The 26,405-nt window shown below is 34.4% G+C and carries 21 protein-coding genes; 15 read left to right on the top strand and 6 right to left on the bottom strand.

Annotated features, from left to right (window positions below):
* Positions 1-325: 325 nt before the first annotated feature.
* Entirely contained in the window at positions 326-4,228 is a 3,903-nt protein-coding gene (purL, locus tag J3U16_RS03450) for a phosphoribosylformylglycinamidine synthase (RefSeq protein WP_267342505.1), read from the top strand.
* Positions 4,229-4,288: 60 nt separating this feature from the next.
* Here the strand turns inward: purL and J3U16_RS03445 are convergent, their stop codons facing one another.
* Together J3U16_RS03445 and aroB are read right to left on the bottom strand one after the other, a co-directional pair.
* Positions 4,289-5,359: a 3-deoxy-7-phosphoheptulonate synthase gene (locus J3U16_RS03445; protein WP_065562872.1), complete on the bottom strand. Its 1,071-nt coding sequence runs from the start codon at positions 5,357-5,359 to the stop codon at positions 4,289-4,291.
* A 248-nt stretch (positions 5,360-5,607) separates the two neighbouring features.
* Positions 5,608-6,687 (bottom strand): 3-dehydroquinate synthase, encoded by a 1,080-nt coding sequence (aroB, locus tag J3U16_RS03440; RefSeq protein ID WP_267330582.1) that lies wholly within the window; start codon positions 6,685-6,687, stop codon positions 5,608-5,610.
* Between the two features lie 113 nt (positions 6,688-6,800).
* Here aroB and J3U16_RS03435 point away from each other — a divergent pair, with 113 nt between their 5' ends.
* Together J3U16_RS03435 and glnB are read left to right on the top strand one after the other, a co-directional pair.
* Positions 6,801-8,408, top strand: coding sequence for an NAD+ synthase (locus J3U16_RS03435; RefSeq protein WP_416380743.1), 1,608 nt, complete (start codon positions 6,801-6,803; stop codon positions 8,406-8,408).
* A gap of 23 nt (positions 8,409-8,431) precedes the next feature.
* On the top strand, positions 8,432-8,770 hold the full coding sequence (gene glnB, locus J3U16_RS03430; protein WP_267342503.1) for a nitrogen regulatory protein P-II: 339 nt from the start codon (positions 8,432-8,434) through the stop codon (positions 8,768-8,770).
* On the opposite strand, the gene J3U16_RS03425 is transcribed toward glnB, so the two are convergent.
* Positions 8,763-9,371, bottom strand: a complete 609-nt coding sequence (locus tag J3U16_RS03425; protein ID WP_141677504.1) for a hypothetical protein — start codon at positions 9,369-9,371, stop codon at positions 8,763-8,765. The genes glnB and J3U16_RS03425 overlap by 8 nt on opposite strands.
* A 365-nt stretch (positions 9,372-9,736) precedes the next feature.
* Here J3U16_RS03425 and J3U16_RS03420 point away from each other — a divergent pair, with 365 nt between their 5' ends.
* Positions 9,737-10,354, top strand: coding sequence for a TfoX/Sxy family protein (locus J3U16_RS03420; RefSeq protein ID WP_065734922.1), 618 nt, complete (start codon positions 9,737-9,739; stop codon positions 10,352-10,354).
* Between the two features lie 96 nt (positions 10,355-10,450).
* Here the strand turns inward: J3U16_RS03420 and rhlB are convergent, their stop codons facing one another.
* Entirely contained in the window at positions 10,451-11,677 is a 1,227-nt protein-coding gene (rhlB, locus tag J3U16_RS03415) for an ATP-dependent RNA helicase RhlB (protein WP_267330584.1), read from the bottom strand.
* Between the two features lie 153 nt (positions 11,678-11,830).
* Between rhlB and trxA the strand changes: the two genes are divergently transcribed.
* The 5 genes from trxA to nrdG all read left to right on the top strand — a co-directional run bounded on the left by trxA (position 11,831) and on the right by nrdG (position 18,320).
* Positions 11,831-12,157 carry a thioredoxin TrxA gene (trxA, locus tag J3U16_RS03410; RefSeq protein WP_065734920.1) on the top strand — a complete coding sequence of 109 codons (327 nt, stop codon included), beginning with the start codon at positions 11,831-11,833 and terminating at the stop codon, positions 12,155-12,157.
* A 324-nt stretch (positions 12,158-12,481) separates the two neighbouring features.
* On the top strand, positions 12,482-13,744 hold the full coding sequence (rho, locus tag J3U16_RS03405; protein WP_065734919.1) for a transcription termination factor Rho: 1,263 nt from the start codon (positions 12,482-12,484) through the stop codon (positions 13,742-13,744).
* 165 nt (positions 13,745-13,909) lie between these two features.
* Positions 13,910-15,325, top strand: a complete 1,416-nt coding sequence (gene gndA / locus J3U16_RS03400; protein WP_267330585.1) for an NADP-dependent phosphogluconate dehydrogenase — start codon at positions 13,910-13,912, stop codon at positions 15,323-15,325.
* A gap of 376 nt (positions 15,326-15,701) precedes the next feature.
* Positions 15,702-17,837, top strand: coding sequence for an anaerobic ribonucleoside-triphosphate reductase (nrdD, locus tag J3U16_RS03395; RefSeq protein WP_065562864.1), 2,136 nt, complete (start codon positions 15,702-15,704; stop codon positions 17,835-17,837).
* A gap of 18 nt (positions 17,838-17,855) precedes the next feature.
* On the top strand, positions 17,856-18,320 hold the full coding sequence (gene nrdG / locus J3U16_RS03390) for an anaerobic ribonucleoside-triphosphate reductase-activating protein (RefSeq protein WP_065562863.1): 465 nt from the start codon (positions 17,856-17,858) through the stop codon (positions 18,318-18,320).
* Between the two features lie 2 nt (positions 18,321-18,322).
* On the opposite strand, the gene can is transcribed toward nrdG, so the two are convergent.
* Together can and J3U16_RS03380 are read right to left on the bottom strand one after the other, a co-directional pair.
* Complete coding sequence (gene can / locus J3U16_RS03385) at positions 18,323-18,982, bottom strand: carbonate dehydratase (protein WP_065562862.1); 660 nt, start codon at positions 18,980-18,982, stop codon at positions 18,323-18,325.
* A 44-nt stretch (positions 18,983-19,026) separates the two neighbouring features.
* Positions 19,027-20,085: an FAD-binding protein gene (locus tag J3U16_RS03380; RefSeq protein ID WP_267342502.1), complete on the bottom strand. Its 1,059-nt coding sequence runs from the start codon at positions 20,083-20,085 to the stop codon at positions 19,027-19,029.
* A gap of 363 nt (positions 20,086-20,448) precedes the next feature.
* Here J3U16_RS03380 and murA point away from each other — a divergent pair, with 363 nt between their 5' ends.
* The 6 genes from murA to J3U16_RS03350 all read left to right on the top strand — a co-directional run bounded on the left by murA (position 20,449) and on the right by J3U16_RS03350 (position 25,940).
* Positions 20,449-21,702, top strand: a complete 1,254-nt coding sequence (murA, locus tag J3U16_RS03375; protein ID WP_065734915.1) for a UDP-N-acetylglucosamine 1-carboxyvinyltransferase — start codon at positions 20,449-20,451, stop codon at positions 21,700-21,702.
* Positions 21,703-21,754: 52 nt separating this feature from the next.
* Positions 21,755-22,330: a DJ-1 family glyoxalase III gene (locus tag J3U16_RS03370; RefSeq protein WP_065562786.1), complete on the top strand. Its 576-nt coding sequence runs from the start codon at positions 21,755-21,757 to the stop codon at positions 22,328-22,330.
* An 11-nt stretch (positions 22,331-22,341) separates the two neighbouring features.
* Positions 22,342-23,256, top strand: a complete 915-nt coding sequence (locus J3U16_RS03365) for a cation diffusion facilitator family transporter (RefSeq protein WP_065734914.1) — start codon at positions 22,342-22,344, stop codon at positions 23,254-23,256.
* Between the two features lie 76 nt (positions 23,257-23,332).
* Positions 23,333-24,295 carry a 6-phosphofructokinase gene (gene pfkA / locus J3U16_RS03360; RefSeq protein WP_065562788.1) on the top strand — a complete coding sequence of 321 codons (963 nt, stop codon included), beginning with the start codon at positions 23,333-23,335 and terminating at the stop codon, positions 24,293-24,295.
* Between the two features lie 175 nt (positions 24,296-24,470).
* A complete protein-coding gene (locus J3U16_RS03355; protein ID WP_065734913.1) occupies positions 24,471-24,722 on the top strand; it encodes a GNAT family N-acetyltransferase in 252 nt (83 codons plus the stop codon).
* 147 nt (positions 24,723-24,869) lie between these two features.
* Positions 24,870-25,940, top strand: coding sequence for an acyltransferase (locus J3U16_RS03350; protein WP_267330587.1), 1,071 nt, complete (start codon positions 24,870-24,872; stop codon positions 25,938-25,940).
* Positions 25,941-26,405: the final 465 nt, after the last annotated feature.

Here is a 26,405-nt window from a genome sequence, read left to right as displayed (position 1 = left end):
ATTGTCATCGCTGTTGAGATATTATTCTACCTTTTTACTTCTTTTAGCAATCTTATAGCTATAAGCATTAAAAATAATTCTTCTAGTATTAATTCTCCAAAATTAACCCTATAGATGAAAGAGATGATTTGTAAGAAATCGGTTTTTTATATGTTAATCAAAGTGCTACATTAGTGTAAAAATGAGTAAATAAGCTTTCAAAAACCCCGCTCCTCAACTTTTTTTATTAAATCATATAATGATTTTTAAGATAGCCTCTTTAGCTACTTTCTTTTATAATGTTGTTCTATTTTTTTCCTTTTTTTGCTTAAAAAGAGTACTTAGCATGAAAATTTTAGCTGGTTCTTCTGCTCTATCGACATTTCGTATTAATAAAATTCTATCCTCATGTCGTGAACAATCTATCCCCATTGTCAATATCGAAGCTCAATATATTCACTTTATCGATCTGACTGATGAGCTGAATTCCGAACAGAGTTTAACCTTGGATAAGCTGTTACAATATGGTCCCAAAAGTGCGCAGATAAAGATAGAAAATCCAGCAAATAAAATACTCTTTTTAGTTACCCCACGCGAAGGCACTATCTCACCATGGTCATCTAAAGCCACCGATATAGCACATAATTGTGGACTATCACAAATCCATCGAATAGAGCGTGGAATTGCTTATTATGTACAAGTTAGTTCATCCTTAACGGCAATACAACAAAATACTTTTCTTTCATTAATTCATGACCGAATGATGGAAACGGTATTAAGTAGCTTTGAGCAAGCTCAGCAATTATTTAAGACTGAACAGCCCAAACCAGTAACCATTGTTGATTTATTAGGAAAAGGGCGCAATGCTTTAGAAGAGGCTAATGTAAAATTAGGTTTAGCTTTAGCGCCGGATGAAATTGACTATTTAGTTGAAAGTTTCCAAAAATTAAACCGTAATCCTACAGATATTGAACTCTATATGTTCGGTCAAGCGAATTCTGAACATTGTCGCCATAAGATATTTAATGCTGACTGGGTGATTGATGGTATAAAACAACCAAAATCATTGTTTAAAATGATAAAAAACACCTTTGAAAATACGCCAGATTATGTGTCATCCGCTTATAAAGATAATGCTGCGGTAATGGATGGCTCAAAAGTGGGGCGTTTTTTTGCTGATTATGAAAATCGAACTTACGATTTTCATCAGGAATATGCAGATATTCTCATGAAGGTTGAAACGCATAATCACCCAACTGCGATATCTCCTTGGCCAGGAGCAGCAACTGGTAGTGGTGGTGAGATTCGGGATGAAGGTGCGACAGGAAAAGGCGCCAAACCCAAAGCTGGTTTAGTTGGTTTTTCCGTTTCAAATTTACGAATTCCTAATTTTGAGCAACCTTGGGAACAAGATTTTGGTAAACCGGATCGAATAGTGAGCGCCTTCGATATTATGATGGATGGACCTTTAGGTGGCGCTGCATTTAATAATGAATTTGGTCGTCCAGCATTGTTAGGTTATTTTCGTACTTATGAAGAAAAAGTAAACAGCTTTAATGGCGAAGAGGTCAGAGGTTATCATAAACCAATTATGTTAGCTGGTGGTATGGGAAATATCCGTCGAGAACATATCCAGAAAGGTGAATTTCCTATTGGTTCCAAACTAATTGTTTTAGGCGGACCAGCTATGAATATTGGTTTAGGTGGTGGTGCTGCGTCCTCAATGACTTCTGGGCAATCGGATGCGGATCTCGATTTTGCCTCGGTTCAACGTGATAATCCTGAAATGGAACGTCGTTGCCAAGAGGTCATCGACCGTTGCTGGCAACTTGGCGATAAAAATCCTATTTTATTTATCCATGATGTAGGCGCGGGAGGCTTGTCTAATGCTATGCCTGAACTTGTTAGTGATGGTGGCTGTGGTGGTCAGTTTGAATTGCGCAAAATATTAAGTGATGAGCCGGGGATGTCGCCGTTAGAAATTTGGTGTAATGAATCACAAGAGCGTTATGTACTGGCTATTCATCCGGAAAGCCTTGAGCTATTTGATGAACTTTGTAAACGTGAACGCGCACCCTATGCGGTTATCGGGGAAGCTACAATAAATAAAGCAGTAGTTTTACATGATGAGCATTTTAATAATAATCCGATAGATTTACCTTTAGATGTTTTACTTGGTAAAACCCCTAAAATGTTACGTGATGTAAAGTCAAGCCAAGCCGAAGGTGACCATTTTTCTACATCTGAAATCAATTTATATGATGCAGTGAAACGGGTACTGCATTTACCAGTTGTGGCCGAAAAAACCTTTTTAATTACGATTGGTGACCGTTCGGTAACTGGCATGGTTGCTCGTGATCAGATGGTTGGACCTTGGCAAGTACCTGTTGCCGATTGTGCAGTGACAACAGCAAGTTTAGATAGTTATTATGGTGAAGCTATGTCAATGGGTGAACGTGCCCCTGTTGCATTGCTTAACTATGCTGCATCAGCACGATTAGCTGTTGGTGAAGCAATTACCAATATTGCGGCGACAAACATTGGCGGCATTAAGCGAATTAAGCTTTCGGCTAACTGGATGGCAGCCGCAGGTCATCCGGGTGAGGATGCTGGCCTTTATCAAGCAGTTAAAGCTATTGGTGAAGAACTATGCCCAACGTTGGGTCTGGCTATTCCGGTTGGTAAAGATTCCATGTCAATGAAAACAACATGGCAACAAAATGGTGAACAAAAAACGGTAACCTCACCTTTATCATTAGTGATTTCGGCATTTGCTCGAGTTGAAGATGTACGTAAAACGGTTACGCCACAACTTCGCACCGATCAGGATAATCTATTGTTGTTTGTTGATCTCTCTAAAGGTCACCATGCATTAGGTGCAACGGCATTGGCGCAGGTTTATCGCCATCTTGGACAAAGAACTGCTGATGTTCATGACGCTAAAGAATTAGCTGATTTTTATCAAGCGATACAAACGCTAGTCGCTCAAAATAATCTACTGGCTTATCATGATCGCTCAGATGGTGGGTTATTGGTTACTTTGGCTGAAATGGCATTTGCAGGGCATTGCGGTATTGATGTTGATATTCATTCTCTCGGTAGTGATGTGATTGCCTCGTTATTTAATGAGGAGCTAGGGGCAGTTATTCAAATTCGTGGTAGTGATTTAGACGAAGTCATGACATGCTTTAAGCATTTTGGACTGTCCCATGCGATTTATAAATTAGGTTCAGCTAAAGCCGGACAGCAATTTATTGTGCGTAATAACAGTGCTGTGGTATATAGCGAATCTCGATTAACCATGAGAACTTGGTGGGCAGAAACCACTTGGCAAATGCAGCGTTTGCGAGATAATCCAGCATGTGCTGATCAGGAGCATCAAGCCAAACAAAATGATGACGATCCGGGATTAAATGTTCACCTTACTTTTGATTCAGAACAAGATATTGCTGCACCTTATATAGCCAAAGGTGTGAAGCCTAAAGTTGCAATTTTACGCGAACAGGGAGTCAACTCGCATGTTGAAATGGCTGCTGCATTTGCTCGAGCTGGATTTGAATCAATTGATGTCCATATGACGGATTTATTATCTGGGCAAGTGACATTGAATCAATTTAATACCATCGTTGCTTGTGGTGGTTTCTCTTACGGAGATGTATTAGGTGCAGGCGAAGGATGGGCTAAGTCTATTTTATTTAATGAACAAGTTCGCCATGAGTTTGAGCAATTCTTCCATCGTAATGATACTTTGTCATTAGGTGTATGTAATGGCTGCCAAATGATGTCAAATCTCAAAGATCTAATACCAGGTGCTGAGTTATGGCCTCGTTTTGTACGAAACGTATCGGAACGCTTTGAGGCACGCTTTAGTTTGGTCAAAATCCAATCAAGTCCTTCATTACTCTTTACTGATATGGCTGGTTCGCATATGCCTATTGCGGTTTCTCATGGTGAAGGTCAAGTTGAAACTAGAGATCTAGATCATTTAACTCGTTTAGAGGCTTCAGGTTTAGTGGCAGTCAGGTATATTGACCACTTTGGAAAAGCGACAGAGCAGTACCCTGCAAATCCGAATGGATCACCAAATGGTATTACAGCTGTAACGTCAAGTGATGGTCGATCAACTATAATGATGCCACATCCAGAGCGAGTTTTTAGGACTGTAACCAATTCATGGCATCCTGATAATTGGGGCGAAGATAGTCCTTGGATGCGAATTTTCCGCAATGCACGCAAGCAACTTGGATAAAAAAATCGCCGACTTCTGTCGGCGATTTAGTTTCATAAAAATAATATAAACTTTAATCGGTTACTTTTGCCTATTATTTAGAGGCTCTGCTAAGTCATTGTTCATTTTTCGCAATAATTGCTCAGTTGTTTCAAAATTGATGCAAGCATCAGTAACTGATACACCATACTTAAAGTTTTCTTTTGGTTGCTCAGATGATTGATTTCCTTCAAATAAATTACTTTCGATCATGACACCAATAATTGAATTGTTGCCTTGCTTAATTTGCTCAATAATTGAGTCAACAACAATTGGTTGATTACGGTAATCTTTATTTGAGTTGGCGTGACTACAATCTATCATTAAATTAGGCACTAATTTAGCCTTGTTCATTTGAACTTCACATAATGCAACATTTTCGGCATCAAAGTTAGGTGTTTTTCCTCCTCTTAGGATCACGTGACCATGTGGATTACCTAAAGTTTGTAATACCGTAACTTGCCCTTGTTGATTAATACCTACAAATCGATGTGCCATTGAAGCTGATTTCATTGCATTAATCGCCACATCTAAACTACCATCTGTACCATTTTTAAAGCCAACTGGCATGGATAATCCTGACGCCATTTCTCGGTGAGTTTGTGATTCAGTGGTTCTTGCACCAATAGCTGACCAGCTAATTAAATCACCGATGTATTGAGGTGTATTTGGATCTAATGCTTCAGTTGCAATTGGTAACCCGATTTTAGTGATATCAAGAAGTAATTTACGTGCTTTTTTTAAACCATGTTCAATATCGAAGGAACTATCCATATGTGGGTCATTGATCATGCCTTTCCAACCAACAGTGGTTCTTGGTTTTTCAAAATAAACACGCATAACGATAAATAAGTTATCTTTAACTTCATCAGATAGTTTTTTTAGTTTATGTGCATATTCAATTGCGGCTTCAGTATCGTGAATAGAACAAGGACCACAAACAATAAGTAATCGATGGTCACGACGTTCTAAAATATTAACAATAGTTTGACGAGATGAAGCAATTTGATTTTCTAATTCTGATGATAATGGATAAAGATTCTTAATTTCTTCTGGTGTAATTAACATGTGCTCATCTCTAATTCGAACGTTATTTAGTGTGTCTTTTAACATTTTATTTTCCTTGTTAAAATCATGCATATTTTTTATATGTAAAATATTGATTACATAAACACTTAATATGTAAACACAAAATTACGAAATAGTAAATTAAAATTTTACTTATTGTTAGATAAAACACAATATTAGCCTGTAAACATTTATTTACATTTTAAGGGTTTAATTCAAATGAGTGGAAACAAATGTGTACGAATACTTGAATTAATTACAAGTACTCGTATATCAATGAGGATAAATAAGATTTAGATAGAAGATATTGCTTTTAATATTAATTGTTTATCAATAACATCAATGACTTCAACAGAACCTATTTTAGTCGGTAAAACTAATCTAATTTGCCCAGATTGAACTTTCTTATCTCGTAACATGTGAGGAATATAAGATTCATTTGGCATCTGTGTAGGTCTTTTTACTGGCAATTTAGCCTTAATTAATAACTTTTTAATCCGATCAAAACCTTCATCAGTAAATTTGCCAAGTAACTTAGCTGTTTGAGCTGCCATTAGCATTCCAACACTAACTGCTTCACCATGTAACCAATTCCCATAGCCAAGTTCAGCTTCAATTGCATGACCGTAGGTGTGGCCAAGATTTAATATAGCGCGCATATCTTGTTCTGTTTCATCAGCAGCGACAACCTGAGCTTTCAATTCACAACATCGATAAATACAGTAACTTAATGCATCGACATCTAAATTAAGTAAATCATCTATATGTAATTCTAGCCAATTAAAAAACTCACAATCCATTATAATGCCATATTTAATCACTTCAGCTAGACCTGCTGAAAGTTCTCTTTGTGGTAAAGTTTTTAAACAATTAATATCAATTACGACTGATTGCGGCTGATAAAATGCACCAATCATATTTTTACCTAGAGGGTGATTAATTGCAGTTTTACCACCAACGGAAGAATCTACTTGAGATAATAAAGTAGTAGGAACCTGTATAAATTTTATGCCACGTTGATATGCGGAAGCTGCAAAACCTGCCACATCTCCAATAACGCCACCACCAAGTGCAATAAGTATGCTACTGCGAGTATGATTGTTGGCCAGTAAAGCAGTCAAGATTTTATTCCAAGTTTCCATAGTTTTGTATTGCTCGCCATCAGGAACAATAATGAAATCAGTTTTGACCCCATGATCTTCAAGCATTTTAATTAATTGCTGTAAATAAATTGGAGCAATAGTGTCATTTGTAGCAATGAGGACTCTCTGGCCACTATGTAGTTTGAAATATTCAAATTGACTAAGTAAGTTTTCACCAATAGTGATCGGATAACTGCGATTATCTAACGCAACATTTAGTATCTTTTGCATAATTATTTCCAGATAAGTTCATGCCAATTTAATCTTTAATGTTAACGATAAAAAAGTGGCAGCGCAACTTAGAATCATTTAAACTTATTGGCAATTTTTTTCTGTAATGTTGAATTTATATGACTTTATCTTTCGTGTTAGCACAAAAAAATTGGCGTGTAGGTGATATTGAAGGTAATACTCAGCAAATCATTGAATTGATACAAAACTATTCCTCTAATGATCTAATTATTTTATCTGAGCTTGCAATTTGTGGTTATCCTCCAGAAGATTTAATTTATCGCGATGATTTTAAAATTCGTTGTCAACAAGCTTTATTGACTATCAAGCAAGCTAGTCAACAATGTAGTGTTATTGTTGGTCATCCTCATTGGCAAGATGGAGTGGTTTATAATGCGTTATCATTGTTTTCTGAAGGACAACAAATAGCGTGTTACCATAAACAGCAGTTACCTAATTACGATGTATTTGATGAAAAACGTTATTTTAGTGCTGGTGAGCAGACTTGTGTTATCGATTTTAAAGGTAAAAAAATTGGTTTATTGATCTGTGAAGATCTTTGGCAATGTGAGCCTATTGATCGAATTGGCGCTCAGGATGCGGATCTGGTTATTTCTATTAATGCTTCACCTTATGCTTATGAAAAACAGAAAAATCGCGAAGAACTTATAAAACACCATGCTTTAAGAACCGGCTTACCGATTATTTATGTGAATCAAATTGGTGGTCAAGATGAGCTTATTTTTGATGGTGGCTCATTTGTATGTGATGATAAAGGCCATATCGTTCATCAGCTCAACTTTTTTGAAGAACAAATTTCTATTTTTCATCTTGGACATAATTATAAACCAGTTGTTGATTCTAAAAGTGATCCATTAGCAAATGTTTACGATGCATTAGTTTTAGCGACTCGCGATTATATTACTAAAAATGGTTTTCAAGGTGCAGTATTAGGATTATCTGGTGGAATTGATTCCGCTTTAACATTGGCAATTGCAGTTGATGCTTTGGGTAAAGATAAAGTACAAGCGGTTATGATGCCGTTCAGATATACGGCAGATATTAGTATTGCTGATGCAAAAGAAGAGGCTGAAATATTGGGTGTTGAATTTGATATTATTTCAATTGAACCGATGTTTGATGCTTTTATGTCTTCTTTAACGCCGATGTTTATGGGTACACAAAAAGATACAACTGAAGAAAATCTACAAGCACGTTGCCGCGGTGTGATTTTAATGGCGCTTTCAAACAAACGTCGTAGATTAGTTTTAACGACAGGCAATAAAAGTGAAATGTCGGTTGGTTATGCAACACTTTACGGTGATATGGCTGGTGGTTTTGATGTACTTAAAGATGTACCTAAAACCATGGTATTTGCGTTATCTATATATCGAAATAGTAGATCGCCTGTTATTCCTGAACGAGTCATTACACGCCCACCTTCAGCTGAACTTGCACCAGATCAAAAAGATGAAGATAGTTTGCCTCCATATGATATTTTAGATGGGATATTAAAAGGCTATGTTGAACACGATTTTTCCGTTGAACAACTGGTTGCGCAAGGTTATGATGAAACAACTGTAAGGCGAGTGATTAAATTAGTTGATATTAACGAATATAAAAGACGTCAATCAGCAGTAGGTCCTAAAATTACAACTCGTAATTTTGGTAAAGGTAGACGATATCCAATTACTTCTGCTTTTGGATTTAAGAATTGGTAATCTCGAATTAAGGGCAAAGAGATATGAAAAAAATTGAAGCAATTATTAAACCTTTTAAACTAGATGATATTCGAGAAGCTCTTGCTGATCAAGGAATTACGGGGATGACCGTTACTGAAGTGAAAGGTTTTGGTCGCCAAAAAGGGCATACTGAGCTTTATCGTGGTGCTGAATATATGGTTGATTTTTTACCAAAAGTAAAAATAGAACTTGTTGTCGCTGACGATATTTTAGAAACATGTATTGATACTATCATGAAAACCGCTCAAACAGGTAAAATTGGTGATGGAAAAATATTTGTTTATAACGTTGAGCAAGTAATACGTATACGTACTGGTGAAATGGATGAGTCAGCTATTTAACTTTATCGATTTGAATATCGGGACGTTCTTGCCGAAGTAGATTATTGGTGACAACGCCCTGAATCGAACAAATAAGGAGTTGCATATTATCACCTTTTTCAAGCAGTAATAACTTTTCGGTAGTATTTGGAGCTGGTATTGTTTTTACTCCAACTACTGTTCCTGTGTTTTTATGCCAAACCTGGATATCGTCAGTAATATTTCGAATTCTTGGATTGGCAATATACAGAAGATCATCTTCCATATTTTTCCACTCTAAAAAGTCCAAACTTTCACGTATCTCATTCATATTATTATCAATGATGAATCCCCAGAAATAATATTTTCCCATTTTTTTCAAATCCATCGCACTATCATAATAACCGATGAGTTTTAAGTTTTTATATTGAATAGGCGTTTTGAAATAAATGAAGTTTTTATTCGTGTCTGTGCGGTTTTCGACTGGAATATAAGCCTGATTATGATTAAAAATTTCAACATTAGTATGATTTTTTAACTCTTCTCTATGCTCATAGACATGATTAAAAAAGTCAGGATTACAGGATGTCAATTCTTCAATCAGCGGTAATTTATCTGCTGATACGGCAAATGAACAAAACATAAAAAGCGGGATTATAACGTTTTTGAGCATGTTGATTGAAGTTGACAATAATAGATACCATTTAGTTAATTATTGATGATTGTATAATTATTACAGCAGAATAACAATGTTAATGCATTTTTTCTTTTTTAAGAAATATTAAGATTTGACAAATATTTAACCGCTAAAAAAAACCTTAAATTTTTTTAGAGCAAAAAAAATTTAATTAATCAAGTACAAATCAAACAAATATTCATTTATGGAAGACAGATCCCATATTTATTAATTAATGTTAATTAGTTGTTTTAATATTAATAAAATTAATATAGTTTAGCATAAACATATTAGTTAAAGTTATTTATAAAGGTAAGTGAAAGGGAATTTATATGCTTAAAACATTAGCAGTGAATATTAAACAGGAGTTTTCTTGCATTGAAGACATTTCATTAAGGTCATTTTTTGGAGGATTTAGTCTTAATAGTGAATCAGTTATGTTTGCTTGGGTCGATCAAAATGATGTTTATCTGAGAGCCCATGATAAATATCGTTCAATGTTTGTTGAACTCGGTATGCAACCACTTGATCTGGTATTTGATGGATCACATAAATTGCTTGATTACTATAAAGCAAGTGATGCGTTACGCCAAGATCGAAAAAAATTGCATGATATAGTGAAAATGGTCATTGAACATGCAAAACAAGATCTAGATGAAAAAGTAGCTAGATACCAAAGTCGTTTAAAATCTTTACCCAACATGACGGTTTCTTTGGAAAAATTGATGGTAAGTTCTGATATTACCGATATAGAAACATTTAAAGAAGTCGGTTATTTGGAAACTTTTTATCGAATAAAAAGTAAAAATCCAAAACTGTCAATTAATGTTCTGTTTGGTTTATATGGAGCCCTACATGATCGACATGTAGGAACATTATCATCCGAAACTAAAGAAGAAATTGAATTAGCTTATCAAAATTTCTTGAATACAAAACAAGATTTGATTTAATCAATTACTTTTAATAAGGAAAATACCATCATTAAACTTAGTTTTTAATGATGGTATTAAATTCGATGCTAATTAGGGATTAACCAACAATCTTTATTATGATGGTTTTCTACGAGTTGGTCTTTTGAATGGTTTAGGTGTTGGTAAATTAGTTAATAACGCCTGAGGATCATATTGACTAACAGGAATAGTGTGATCAATGGCTTTTTCAATAGCAGGTAAGTTTTGTGAATAACGTTCACAAGCTAATGAAATTGAATAACCTTCGGCACCGGCGCGTCCTGTACGACCTATTCGATGTCTATAATCATCACAATCATCAGGAAGATCATAGTTAAAAACATGGGTTACATTTGGGATATGTAAGCCACGGGCAGCAACATCTGTTGCGACTAAAATATCAAGATCACCTTGGGTAAATTTATCAAGAATGGATAAACGTTTTTTTTGTGCGATATCACCAGTAAGTAGTCCTACTCGATGGCCATCTGCAACTAAATGACGCCAGATTTTTTCGCAGGCAACTTTAGTATTAGCAAATACAATGCTACGGTCAGGCCACTCTTCTTCAATAAGCGTTTGTAATAGAGCTAACTTATCTTCGTTTGACGGAAAAAACAGCTCTTCTTTTATTCTGTGACCAATTTTTTGTTCAGGCTCAACTTCAACATATTGTGGTTCGTTCATGTATTCAAAAGCTAATTCACGAACATTATGAGTTAACGTCGCTGAAAATAACATGGTAAGACGATTTTGTGGCGATGTCATATGTCTAAATATCCATCGGATATCACGGATGAAACCTAAATCAAACATACGATCCGCTTCATCTAGAACTGCAACTTGGATTGCACCTAAATTAATATAATCTTGTTTTGCATAATCGATGAGTCTTCCTGTTGTTGCAATTAATACATCAACTCCAGCAGAAAGCATCTTTAGTTGCTTATCATAACCATCACCGCCATAAGCTAGTCCTAATTTAATACCTGTTTCTTCTGAGAGAGTTTGAGCATCATTGTATATTTGTACAACCAACTCACGTGTTGGAGCAATAATGACAGCTCTTGGTTGATTAGATTTATGATCGGGTAATGGAGCACTATTCAATAAATGATTAAATGTTGATGCCAAAAACGCAATCGTTTTACCCGTTCCAGTTTGTCCTTGCCCGGCAATGTCAATTCCTTTTGTTGTAAATGGTAATGTTTGTTCTTGAATTGGGGTACAGTAAACGAAACCTTTTTTCTCCAACGCTTTTATGACTAATGGGTGTAGGGGAAATTGATTGAAAGTTGTTTTTGTAAGATATGATTGAATCATTATTGTTTAGAATATAATTATCAGAATTTGGTAATTGTAGCATACTAAATACAACAACTTCACTAATAATTATGTCCTATTAGAATAATTACTAGCGGTAGGTATGAAAATATCCTAATATATTTTTAGACAAATTTTCTAGGAGATAATTAAATGAGTGATAACATTGTTGCACTTTCTGAAGCTACATTTGATAAAGTAATAAGCGAATCAACTAAACCAGTATTGGTTGACTTTTGGGCTGAGTGGTGTGGACCTTGTAAAATGGTTGCCCCGATTTTGGAAGAAATAGCTCCAGAATATGCTGATAAAATTATTATCGCCAAATTAAATGTTGAACAAAACCCGAATATTGCCCCAAAATTTGGGATTAGAGGTATTCCAACCCTATTAATTTTTAAAAATGGTCAAGTTGTTGCCACTCAAGTAGGTGCGTTATCAAAAGCACAACTTAAAGCATTTATTGATCCACAGCTTTAATCAATTGAAAAAATATAAATAATAAGCGTTTTATTACGCTTATTATTTTTTATTCCCAAAAATCGCAATTAAGTATAGACATACCTATAATTTTAGTGTAAATTGCTAATTTCTTACATAAACCCCTTTCAGCAATCCATTGTTTTTCTTGATAAAGTGGTTAAAATTCAATGCCCAAATACATAATTATCATCGAAAAAGCTGATTAATAAATTAATTTTATATATTGCTAGAAAGAAAATTTTTTATAAGTAAATGAAAGAAATATACAAAAATAGCAGTAATTGTAAACATATCAATTTTATCCTCAAGAATTTATAAACTATGAATTTAACTGAATTAAAAAACACTTCTGTTTCCGAGCTTGTAGCGCTTGGTGAGAAAAATATGGGGCTTGAGAATCTTGCCCGCCTTAGAAAACAAGATATTATTTTTGCAATATTAAAACAACACGCTAAAAGTGGTGAAGATATTTTTGGCGATGGTGTACTTGAAATTTTGCAAGACGGTTTTGGATTTTTGCGTTCTGCAGATAGTTCTTATTTGGCTGGACCTGACGATATATATGTCTCACCTAGTCAAATTAGACGATTCAATTTAAGAACTGGTGATACCATTGCCGGCAAAATTAGACCGCCGAAAGAAGGTGAGAGATATTTTGCTTTATTAAAAGTAAATGAAGTTAATCACGATAAACCTGAAGACGCTCGCAATAAAATCCTTTTTGAAAATTTAACTCCTTTACATCCTAATTCTCGCTTACGTATGGAGCGAGGTAATGGTTCTACAGAAGATATTACCGCAAGAGTACTTGATTTAGCTTCACCAATTGGTAAAGGTCAACGTGGTTTAATTGTTGCTCCGCCAAAAGCGGGTAAAACAATGTTATTACAAAACATTGCACAAAGCTTAGCGGTAAATCATCCTGAATGTGAATTAGTCGTATTGATGATTGATGAACGACCAGAAGAAGTTACTGAAATGCAACGTTTAGTTAAAGGCGAAGTTGTAGCTTCTACGTTTGACGAACCAGCAGCAAGACATGTTCAAGTCGCTGAAATGGTAATTGAGCGTGCAAAACGTTTAGTTGAACATAAAAAAGATGTCATTATTTTATTAGACTCAATCACTCGTTTAGCTCGTGCGTACAATACCGTTATTCCATCATCAGGTAAAGTATTGACTGGTGGTGTTGATGCTAACGCGTTACATCGCCCTAAACGTTTTTTTGGTGCGGCACGTAATGTAGAAGAGGGCGGTAGTTTAACAATTATTGCTACTGCTTTAATTGATACTGGTTCTAAAATGGATGAAGTCATTTACGAAGAGTTCAAAGGTACCGGTAATATGGAAGTTCACTTATCACGTAAAATTGCTGAGCGACGTGTATTCCCTGCTATTGACTTTAATCGTTCAGGTACGCGTAAAGAAGATCTAATGACTTCACCTGATGAACTACAAAAAATGTGGATTTTGCGTAAAATCCTCAACCCAATGGGTGAAATTGATGCAATGGAATTCTTAATTGATAAACTTGCCATGACAAAAACTAATGATGAGTTTTTTGAAATGATGAAGCGTTCATAATTCGCTTAATTCCAAAGCATTTTAATTAAAATAATGAAAAAAAGCCGTATTATGTATTGATACGGTTTTTTTTATGGCAATATATAACTTATATTGTTAATAAGCGTTAAGGTAACAGTACCAAACCTTGTTAAGGTTATAGAGATTAAATAAAGGAGCCAAATTATGTCTAAACAGCAAATCGGTGTTATTGGAATGGCCGTTATGGGGCGAAACCTTGCACTTAATATCGAAAGTCGAGGATTTTCAGTATCAATTTATAATCGTTCTAAAGATAAAACAGAACAAGTAATGGCTGAACATTCTGATAAACGATTGGTTCCTTATTATAGTATTGAAGATTTTGTTAACTCATTAGAAAAACCACGGCGTATATTAATTATGGTGCAAGCAGGTAAAGGAACAGATGCCGTAATTGATGAGCTGAGACCTTTATTAGATAAAGGGGATATCATTATTGATGGTGGTAATGCTTTCTTTGAAGATACTATTCGTCGTAATAAAATGTTATCCGATGAAGGCTTTAATTTTATAGGAGCAGGTGTTTCTGGAGGTGAAGAAGGTGCATTAAAAGGACCTTCAATTATGCCTGGTGGTCAAAAAGAGGCGTATGAGTTAGTTGCTCCGATTTTAGAAAAAATAGCGGCTAAAGCGAATGGTGAACCATGTGTGGCTTATATCGGTCCTGATGGAGCAGGACATTACGTTAAAATGGCGCACAATGGAATTGAATATGGTGACATGCAATTAATTGCAGAGAGCTATAGTGTACTAAAACATGTTGTTGGTTTAACAAATGATGAGCTTGCCGATGTGTTTGCTGATTGGAATAAAGGCGAATTAGACAGCTATTTAACTGAGATAACAGCGGACATTTTTAAATATAAAGATGAAAATGGCGATTATTTGGTCGATATGATCCTTGATGCTGCTGGTAATAAGGGTACCGGAAAATGGACAAGCCAAAGTGCATTAGATTTAGGTGAGCCTTTATCTTTGATAACTGAATCTGTATTCGCTCGCTATATTTCAGCGATTAAAGATCAGCGAGTAGCTGCATCAAAAGTGCTTAAAGGGCCGGAAAAAGTAGATTTTACAGGAGATAAACAAACTTTAATTGAAAAAGTACGTAAAGCACTTTATATGGGTAAAATTATCTCTTATGCGCAAGGATTTGCACAGTTAAAAGCTGCATCAGAACATTATAATTGGCAATTAAATTATGGTGAAATTGCAAAGATTTTTAGAGCAGGATGTATTATTAGAGCGCAATTTTTACAAAAAATTACTGATGCTTATACTGAAAATAACAATATTGATAACTTACTGTTAGCACCATATTTTCGTAAAACGGTTGAGGCTTATCAACAATCATTACGTGATGTTATTTGTCTAGCGGTTTCGCAAGGTATTCCTGTTCCTACTTTGTCGGCAGCAATAGCATATTATGATAGCTATCGTTCAGCTGTGCTACCTGCTAATTTAATTCAGGCTCAGAGAGACTATTTTGGTGCTCATACCTATAAACGTATCGATAAAGAAGGTGTGTTCCATACTGATTGGTTAAATATTGAATCTTAATTCTGATTAAGATCTGTTGTTGTATTCGATGTATGAGTGCAAAATCAGTTGCACTCATACAAAATTTATCCATCTTTTATATCCAATCTACCCAAATTTTTCTCAAATTAATCATCGAAAGACTTGCAATTATTAGCGTTGGCCTTGTCAAGCAAATTTATTTTTTAAATAAACTAGAAAAACACAATATATGGTGTATAATTTACTAATATTTACTACATATAGTGTTTTCTAAAGCGATGTGAAAATCCGAGTTTATATCAAAAGGCCCATATTTTAATAAAAAATCAATAGTTTTGAATAGCCACAACAACTATTAAGGTTGATATAAAACTCATGCCAAGCGCTAACTATTAATGAATATTGAGGAGTATATATGCCCGTAGTAATCAAACGTGATGGCTGTCAAACTGCATTTAATGAGGTTCGTATTAAAGACGCTATTATAAGAGCAGCTGTTGCGGCCAATGTTAATGACCCAGACTATTGTGCCTCCGTTGCTCGCGTTGTGACCAATCAAATGATGGATCGTGAAAGTGTTGATATCAATGAAATTCAAAATGTCGTTGAAAATCAACTTATGTCAGGGCCTTATAAAAAATTGGCAAGAACTTATATTGAATACCGACATGATCGTGATCGCGCGCGTGAAGAACGTAGCCGTTTGAATCAAGATATTCGTGGCTTAATAGAACAAAGTAACGTTGCTATTTTGAACGAAAATGCGAATAAAGATAGTAAAGTTATTCCAACTCAACGAGATCTATTAGCGGGTATTGTTGCAAGACATTATGCTAAACAATATTTGTTACCTAAAGATATTTCTCGTGCACATGATTGTGGTGAAATTCATTATCATGATCTCGATTATGCGCCATTTTTCCCAATGTTCAACTGTATGTTAATTGATTTAGACGGGATGTTAACAAACGGTTTTAAGATGGGTAATGCTGAAATTGAGCCACCTAAATCTATTGCAACTGCAACTGCGGTAACCGCTCAAATCATCGCACAAGTCGCTAGTCATATTTATGGTGGTACAACCATTAATCGAATTGATGAAATTCTAGCAAAATTTGTGACTATCAGTTATCAAAAGCATAAAAAAGTTGCAGAAGAGTGGGATATTCCAAATCCTGAAGCGTATGCAGAAAGCCGTACGCAAAAAGAGTGTTATGATGCATTTCAATCTTTAGAGTATGAAGTTAATACACTTCATACTGCAAATGGACAAACGCCTTTTGTTACTTTTGGTTTTGGTTTAGGAACCAGTTGGGAATCACGACTTATCCAAGAATCAATTTTAAAAGTGCGTATAAAAGGGTTAGGAAAAAATCATAAAACAGCAGTATTTCCAAAACTTGTTTTTGCTATTAAAGATGGTATTAACCATAAACAAGGTGATGCTAATTATGATATTAAACAATTGGCATTAGAGTGTGCTAGCAAACGTATGTATCCAGATATTTTAAATTACGATAAAGTTGTTGAAGTAACTGGATCATTCAAAACACCAATGGGATGCCGAAGCTTTTTAGGTGTTTATGAAGAAGACGGACAACAAATTCATGACGGGCGTAACAATTTAGGTGTAATTAGCCTTAATTTACCTCGTATTGCAATTGAAGCAAAAGGTGATGAAGCTCGTTTTTGGGAAATTTTAGATAAACGTTTAAACCTTTGTAAAAAAGCATTGATGACGCGTATTGCTCGCCTTGATGGAGTAAAAGCACGTGTTGCTCCGATTTTATATATGGAAGGGGCGTGTGGCGTTCGATTGAAAGAAGATGATAGTGTTTCTGAAATCTTTAAAAATGGTCGTGCATCAATTTCATTAGGTTATATTGGTCTACATGAAACACTAAATGCACTATACGGAAACCAAACCCATCCATTTGACAGTGAAACTTTACGCAAAAAAGGTATAGCAATAGTTGAACACTTAGCTAAAGCTGTTGACCAATGGAAGAAAGAAACAGGCTATGGATTTAGCTTATATAGTACACCAAGTGAAAATTTATGTGACCGATTCTGCCGTTTAGATACAGCTGAATTTGGTATTATTCCTGGAGTAACAGATAAAGGTTATTATACGAATAGTTTCCACCTCGATGTTGAGAAAAAGGTTAACCCATATGAAAAAATTGAGTTTGAAAAACCTTATCCAGCAGTAGCAAGTGGCGGATTTATTTGTTATGGCGAGTATCCTAACATGATTAATAATGTTAAAGCATTAGAGGATGTCTGGGATTACAGCTACACTCGTGTACCTTATTATGGCACTAATACCCCGATTGACGAATGTTATGAATGCGGTTATACCGGTGAGTTTTCATGTACTAGCAAAGGATTTGTTTGCCCTAGTTGTGGTAACCATGATTCGTCAAAAGTTTCTGTTACTCGCCGTGTTTGTGGTTATTTAGGAAGTCCTGATGCTCGTCCATTTAATGCCGGTAAGCAAGAAGAAGTAAAACGTCGAGTTAAACATTTGGATAATGGCCAAATAGGCTAAAAAATTAATTTTGTTATTATGAATTATCATCGTTATTATCCTGTTGATGTTGTTAATGGCGAAGGGACTCGTTGTACACTTTTTGTAGCAGGTTGTGTACATCAATGTCCTGGCTGCTATAACAAAAGCACATGGGGAATAAACTCTGGTAAGCCATTTACACAATCACTTGAAGATCAAATCATTAAAGATTTACAAGATACCGAAATAAAACGCCAAGGATTATCACTTTCTGGTGGTGATCCTTTACACCCTAAAAATGTGCCAACCATTTTGAAATTAGTTAAACGAGTAAAAGCCGAATGTGATAATAAAGATATTTGGTTATGGACAGGTTATAAACTTAATGAATTAACCGATGAACAGCAATCTGTAGTGCCTTATATTGATGTCTTGATTGATGGAAAATTTGTACAAGATCTCGCTGATCCTAAACTTTTATGGCGAGGTAGCAGTAATCAAATTATCCATCGATTCAAATAAATTTATTGTAATTTATGCAGATTTAACAGATAAGAAATCGCTTCACGATAGTTGATTTCGAGATTTTCACTACTTGATGATGTAATATGCAAATCTGTAATTTTTCCATTATCGATCCCATAAACCCAACCATGTAAATTAACCTTTTGACCACGTTGCCATGCTGCTTGAATAATGGTCGAATGCCCTAAATTATAGATTTGTTCAATTACATTGAGTTCACATAAAATATCCATTCTAATATCAGCAGGAAACTTACCAAGTAAAGAACTGTTGCGAAACCATAAATCACGGATATGAAGTAGCCAATTATTAACTAGGCCCAAATCAGGATTTTCAACTGCGGCACGGATACCACCACAATCTAAATGACCACAAACAATAATATCTTCGATTTTAAGTACATCAACTGCGTATTGGACAACTGAAAGGCAATTTAGATCCGTATGAATCACTTGGTTGCCAACGTTCCGATGAACAAACATTTCACCTGGTTTTAGTTTGATAAGCTTTTCTGCTGGAACGCGACTATCGGAACAACCGATCCACAAAAATTTAGGATTTTGCGCAACCGCGAGCTGTTTAAAGAATTCAGGATCTTCCTGTGCTATCTTTTCTGACCATTCATGATTAAAGCGAATTAGATCGTTGACATCAAACATAATGTCTTTTCCTTGTTATATTTCATTATTTCATTTTTTATAAATTAAATTGTTTTGATATGTTGAATTTTACTTTTCATAATTAATTTACGCCACAATGGTGTAGTCAGTATTTTAGCCTTGATAATTTTGCTATAAAGCTTTAAGCGTAATGGAATTGTTTTTTGATAATAACGCTTATTTGGTTTTGCTATACCACTATTTAATATCTTGCTTAAAATCTCTGCGCTATCAAGTGCATAACTAATACCTTCTAATGAGCTTGCGCTGATGAAACCTGCTGCTTCACCGATTAAAAAGATATTTTCATTGCCTGTATAAAAATCTTGGAAGCGATTTGGATAAACCACAAGACATTTTTCAGTTTTTAACGGTTTTCCAAAAATAACCCCTTGCTTTGTTAGCTTTTCTTTCAACGATTCAAAGTGTTGATTCGCTGTTTTTTTCGGGAAAGCACCACCAAAAATGAAATATCCATCTTTAGAAATACTCCACGCATAACAATTTGTTGATTGATTATCAAAAATACATGTATTAAAAGGACGTTTATGTTTTTCAGTAAACCATTGTTGAATAGCAACATATTGTCTGATGGAATGATGAGGATAACGCATTCGTCTAACAATCGAGTTAGCGCCATCTGCACCAACTACATATTTAGCCGTAATTTTGTGTTCGATTTTATTTTCATCGATGTAAGTAACTTGATATCCATCGATTACTCTTCTGATTTCTTTACATAGTGTGTTATGTAAAACATTAACAGTGTTGGGAATTAATGATTTTAACCATAGGTCAAATTTATGTCGGTCAAAACTAACATAACTACGTTGATAATTACGAATAAGTTTGGATTGAAGATCGATCGTTTTAACGCTAAAAATTTGTGGATCAGTCAATATATCAGTAGGTAAATTTAACTTTTGTCGCACAAATGCTTTTTGAGCGTCATCTGCTAATAATCCACCACAAGGTTTATGAAAACCCTCATTACCAGCTTGATGCTTTTTATCTAATGCAATAATTTTAAAAGATGGGTTAAGTAGACGTGCGAGGGTACTACCTCCAGGTCCAAGTCCAATGATAGCAATATCGTAATCCATATTATTGTATTGTTTGATTTATAAGATTGAATATTATCTATTTTACCATACTTCGATAAAATTGTAGTGAATAGGAAAATAAGGAAATTAATCAATTTTAGTAAAAAAAGTTGAGGAACGGGGTTTTTGAAACCTATTTATACTTCTTACTAGTTGATTTAAAAACAAAATTAAGAATTTTTTATTTAATATTTATCTGATTTTGTATGGGATAACAAATTATTTATTGATAATAAATAATTGAAATTATTTTGTTATGGATTGGTGATGACAAATATAGTCACCATATTTTGATAAAATTCATTTATCTATTAGTGAATAACTTTTATAATAATCGCCATTTAAAATGAATAAGAGTTAACAATGGAAAAGTTTCACGTTACAGGCCCAACTTCTTTAAATGGAGAAGTTGTCATTTCTGGCGCTAAAAATGCGGCGCTACCTATTTTATTTGCTGCAATTTTGGCTGAAAAACCAGTTGAATTACAAAATGTTCCCAAGTTAAAAGATATTGATACTACACTGGAACTTCTTGAGCAATTAGGCGTGAAATATCAACGGAATGGTTCTATTCATCTTGATGCAGGTCAGATTGATAACTATTGTGCGCCTTATGAACTTGTAAAAACGATGCGAGCTTCAATTTGGGCTCTAGGTCCTCTTGTTGCTCGATTTGGTCAAGGGCAAGTTTCATTACCAGGTGGATGTGCAATAGGTGCAAGGCCAGTAGACCTACATATTACTGGACTACAACAATTAGGTGCGACAATTACTTTAGATGAGGGGTATGTTAAAGCTACAGTTGATGGTCGTTTAAAAGGCGCTCATATTGTAATGGATAAGGTTAGTGTTGGTGCGACAGTTACTATTATGTGTGCAGCAACTCTAGCTGAAGGTAAAACGATAATTGAAAATGCTGCGTGTGAGCCAGAAATAGTTGATACCGCAAAATTTTTAAATATGTTAGGCGCTAAAATCACTGGTGCCGGTACTATGCGCATTGAAATTGAAGGTGTTGCTAGTCTTGGTGGTGGTGTACACTCAGTCGTTTCTGATCGTATTGAAACTGGAACATTTTTAGTTGCTGCAGCTATTTCACGCGGCAAAATAACTTGTCGTAAAACTGATCCAAGCTTACTTGATGCTGTATTATCAAAATTGAAGGAAGCGGGAGCCAATATTGAAACTGGCGAAGATTGGATTTGTTTAGATATGCAAGGTAAACGAGCAAAAGCCGTTAATATTCATACTGCACCTCACCCAGGTTTTCCAACTGATATGCAAGCCCAATTTTCATTATTAAACATGGTGGCAGAAGGCACTGGAATTATCAAAGAAACAATTTTTGAAAATCGTTTTATGCATGTACCAGAACTTATTCGTATGGGAGCTCATGGCGAAATCGAAGGTAATACTCTGATTACTCATGGCGTTGAGAAACTTAGTGGAACTCAAGTAATGGCAACTGATTTACGTGCTTCTGCGAGTCTAGTTTTGGCTGGATGTATAGCTGAAGGTTCAACAATTGTTGATCGTATTTACCATATCGATCGTGGTTATGATAATATTGAAAATAAGCTAAGAAAATTAGGCGCTAACATTGAACGTGTTAAATAGTTCTATTTTTAACATTTTGTAAAGACAGTTAGTTGATAGGAAGGGGTGTAATATGACAAAGCAAGCATTAGTTTTTTTATCAAATGGCTGTGAGGAAACTGAAGCCGTGACAACAATTGATCTGTTGACACGAGCTGGAATTAAAGTTACCTATGCAAGTATTACTGAAGATAAAATAGTTCAATGTTCTCGCGGTGTCACTATCCTAACTCAAAAAACGTTTTCTGAAGTTAGTGATATTCATTTTGATGCGATTATCTTACCTGGTGGATTAGTTGGAGCTGAAAACTTTCGAGACTCTCAACAATTAATTGAAAAATTAAAGCAAGCTCATCAAGCCGGAGTTGTTATTGCAGCTATTTGTGCAACCCCAGCGATGGTTCTTCAACATCATAATTTATTCCCTAATGCATATATGACTGGTTATCCATCAACCAAAGATGCTATAAAAAATTGGAAATCGGATAGAGTTTATTTTGATGTTCAAAATAGAGTTATTACTAGTCAAGGCCCTGCAACTTCAATTGATTTTGCTTTAAAAATTATTGAAGTTTTATTAGACAAAAAGATTGCAGCCGAAGTAGCTGCGCAATTGGTGCTTCCACAAGGGATAGAATCCTACCAATAAATAGGTAACAAATGTCAAAATCACATTTGTATGAAAAATTAATTAAAAAGGCGACATTGAGTGCAGTTTTAATTTCTATTTTCCTTATCATTATTAAATTAATTACGTGCTGGTTCACTGGCTCAATGAGTTTATTTGCATCACTGTTGGATTCAAGTATTGATTTGCTTGCATCTGGGCTTAACTTTTTCTTAGTCCGTTATGCATTAAAACCTGCTGATGATGATCATACTTTTGGTCATGGAAAAGCTGAATCATTAGCCGCATTAGCACAAAGTGCTTTTATTATTGGTTCGGCGACCATTTTATTATTATCAAGTATTAAATCTATTATTCATCCAACTGCAATAGAGTTCCCTTTATTCGGTATTATCGTATCTATGATTTCGGTTGTTGTGACTGCCACATTAGTTTTATATCAAAAGCATGTGATAAAACAGACAAATAGTAAAGCGATTCAAGCAGATATGTTGCATTACTCTTCAGATTTGTTTATGAATATTGCAGTTATTATTGCACTATTTTTAAGCTGGTATGGTATTACGTATGCTGATGCCTGTTTTGCATTCTTTATTGCGTTATATATTTTTTATAATGCTTGTAAAATAGCCTATAGTGCAATTCAAGACTTATTAGATAAGGCTTTACCTGAAAGTGATAACCAAAGAATTAGTGAAATTGTCTCTTCTTATTCAAATGTGCGTGGTTTTCATGATTTGAAAACTAGACAAGCAGGCCCGGTGAAGTTTATACAACTACATCTTGAATTAGATGATGATATGCCATTAATAAAAGCTCATGCAGTTGCTGATACAATCGAAAAACATATCTCTAGAGAATTTGCTCCAGCAACAGTGATTATCCATCAAGATCCGATTTCTGTTGTTCCTCTTGAAACAAATCAGCTGAAAAACTATTCAAAATAGCTTCTAAACTTTATATTGTTAGTTATTTATTATGACTTTATAATAGCCAAAGGTTTATAAATTGGAGTTATTTTTTATGATAAAAAAAATAGGTATTTTAACCAGTGGTGGTGATGCGCCAGGGATGAATGCAGCTATTCGTGGAGTTGTGAGAACTGCGTTAACTGAAGGCTTAGAGGTTTTCGGTATCTATGATGGTTACTTGGGTCTTTGTGAAGATCGCATTGTCAAGTTAGATCGTTCTAGTGTTTCAGATATCATTACCCGAGGTGGAACATTTTTAGGATCAGCTCGATTTCCTGAATTTAAAGATCAAGAAATTAGAAAAAAAGGGATTGCTAATTTAAAGAAACATCAAATTGATGCTTTAGTGGTTATCGGTGGTGATGGTTCATATATGGGTGCGATGCGATTAACTGAAGAAGGTTTTCCATGTATTGGTTTACCTGGCACCATTGATAATGATATCCGAGGAACTGATTACACGATTGGTTATTTTACTGCATTAAGTACAGTTGTTGAATCTATAGATAGATTGAGAGACACTTGTTCTTCACATCACCGAATTTCTGTAATTGAGGTTATGGGGCGAGATTGTGGTGATTTGACATTAAGTGCATCAGTAGCTGGTGGTTGTGAATTTATGATCATTCCTGAAGTTTCTTATACTAAAGAAGACTTAATTGAAGAGATAAAATTAGGTTTTGCTAAAGGTAAAAAACATGCAATAGTCACTGTTACTGAACATATGTGTGATGTAAACCAATTAGCAAAAGATATTGAAGCAGCAGTACATCATGAAACGCGAGCAACTATCCTAGGCCATGTACAACGCGGTGGTTCACCTGTACCTTATGATCGAATTTTAGGTTCACGTATGGGGGCTTATGCGGTTGAATTACTCATTGATGGTCATGCTGGACGTTGCGTCGGAATTCAAAATGGTAAATTGGTTCATCATGATATCATTGATGCTATCAATAATATGAAAAGACCATTTGATATGGATCTTTACAATACAGCGAAACGTTTATTCTAAATATTGCTCCATTGATAATCTAATAAGATGTGGATAATTGATATACTATAGTTTGATTTTGGTTTATCAATTATTCACTTTATAAGTTTAAAACTATTTTTTTAATAAATTCCAACAAATTTTTCTTTTCTTATTTAATTAATTTCGATGAAAATCATACTAATTGAGGAATTTTATGACATTACAATATAAACAAGATAACGATCGTTTCTATGTGTGTAATGACAATAATCAAGAAATAGCAGAAATGACGTTTACTCGAATTGGGCAAGATAAAGCAACCATCAATCATACTTATACAGATCCTAATTATCGTGGACAAGGAATAGCAGATAAGTTACTTGAGCTTGTGATAAAAACATTAAAGCAAGAAAAACGTGAAATCATACCTTTATGTTCTTTTGCTGCGAGTAAGCTAGACAACTAATTGTGTTTATATTTGATAAATATTTGTAATTTTTTCAGAAATTTGTCAAGAAATATTTTGTGCATTTTCTAAAATAATACTAGTTTTTATCTTGAAATTTTGTGCTAATGTATAGCAAATTTTCTTTGTTATGTTTTGATAACTGAAATGACAATAGTCAAACCCCAAAAAATTCATTCTATTCATGTATTGCGTGGCGTAGCCATCATTATGATTGTTTTTAGCCATTGTTTAGGTGTATTTAAAAATAGCCATTTAATTGCTAATAGTTATTTATTTTCTTTTTTAAATTTATTTGCTTTTAATTTCACAACATTTTTTGTATTAATTGCGGGGTTTTTATTTCAGCATTTAACTTATAAATATAATGTAAAAGCGTATTATTTATCTAAGTTTAAAACAGTAGTTTGCCCATATATTTCTGTATCGATATTTTGTTTCCTATATTTTCATTACCAATATCTATCCAGTTTACCTATATTTTCGCTAACGGAACCAAGTTCGAGTACTTCAATCATTAAAATGATGTTGACCGGAACCCAGCTTTTGCCATTATGGTTTATGCCGATGATTATTATTATTTTCGCAATTAGCCCTTTATTATATAAATGGTCAAAAAAAAGTTTGATTATCGTAGGGTTAGTTTCGATGTTCTGGGTAGTTATGTTCACCAAGCCTGATTATACCCAGCCATTGCTAAATTTATTGCATTATGGACCTGTTTATTTGACAGGAATGATGATAAAGCAAAATTATGAAAAAATTATGAAACTAGTTAAAGATAATTTAGTTTTGGTGATTTTCTTTTTTGGTTTATGCTTTTTTATTCCATTTGCTTATCGCTATGTTGATCATCTTTGTGTTGAAAAACTTTATTATGATACATTACAAAAGATTATTTTATTTATTTTAGCACTTTATTTTTTGGATGGCTTGAACCATAAAAATAATGAAAGTAAAACATTTAAGTTTTTTTCTTTTATGGCAAATGTTAGTTTTCCCATCTATTTTGTTCATGAAATTATCGTAATTCTTTTAGAAGCACAGTTACTGAACTCACCTTTTGGATACATTATCAAAACAGATAATGGTGAATTAGCATCACTTGGTGCTATTAGCTTTTTAATATGTACATTAACTATAAGTGTTCTTGTTGCGTATACCATTAAATTAGTATTCAAAGATAAAGCAAAATATTTGATTGGTGGTAATCGTTAATATTTATGATAGTTAAACGAATACTTGATAGAAATTATGTGTTTTTATGGTTCAAAACATATAACAATATGTATCTTGAAGCAACGTTTTGATTTTTCGAATTTTTATAGTAACAATTTTTGCTTTATCTAGAGTATATCAATATTGCTGCTGAACAAATAAAAAACAAACGGAATTCTAAGAGTGATTTTTCACTTGCCAAAAAAAAAGAAGTGCCTATAATGCGCATCCACTGACACGGCGTCAGCGAAAGCAGACGATAATGAAGTTGGTGAACAAGATCAAAAATTTTGAAAAAAGATCTTGACGAATAAAAAGGTGTAGCGTAGTATACGCAGCCCTTGAGACAGCAAACTGAAGCAAGAAATCGCGAAGTTAACTTAAAGCTGTCAGCTCTTTAAAAAGAAGAAACAGACAATCTGTGTGGGCACTTGCGAGACGAAAAATTAAAAGTCTACGGACTCA

This window comes from Gilliamella sp. B3023 (assembly GCF_026536845.1).
Lineage (GTDB): Bacteria > Pseudomonadota > Gammaproteobacteria > Enterobacterales > Orbaceae > Gilliamella > Gilliamella apicola_E.
This window is presented reverse-complemented; position numbering and strand designations above follow the sequence as displayed.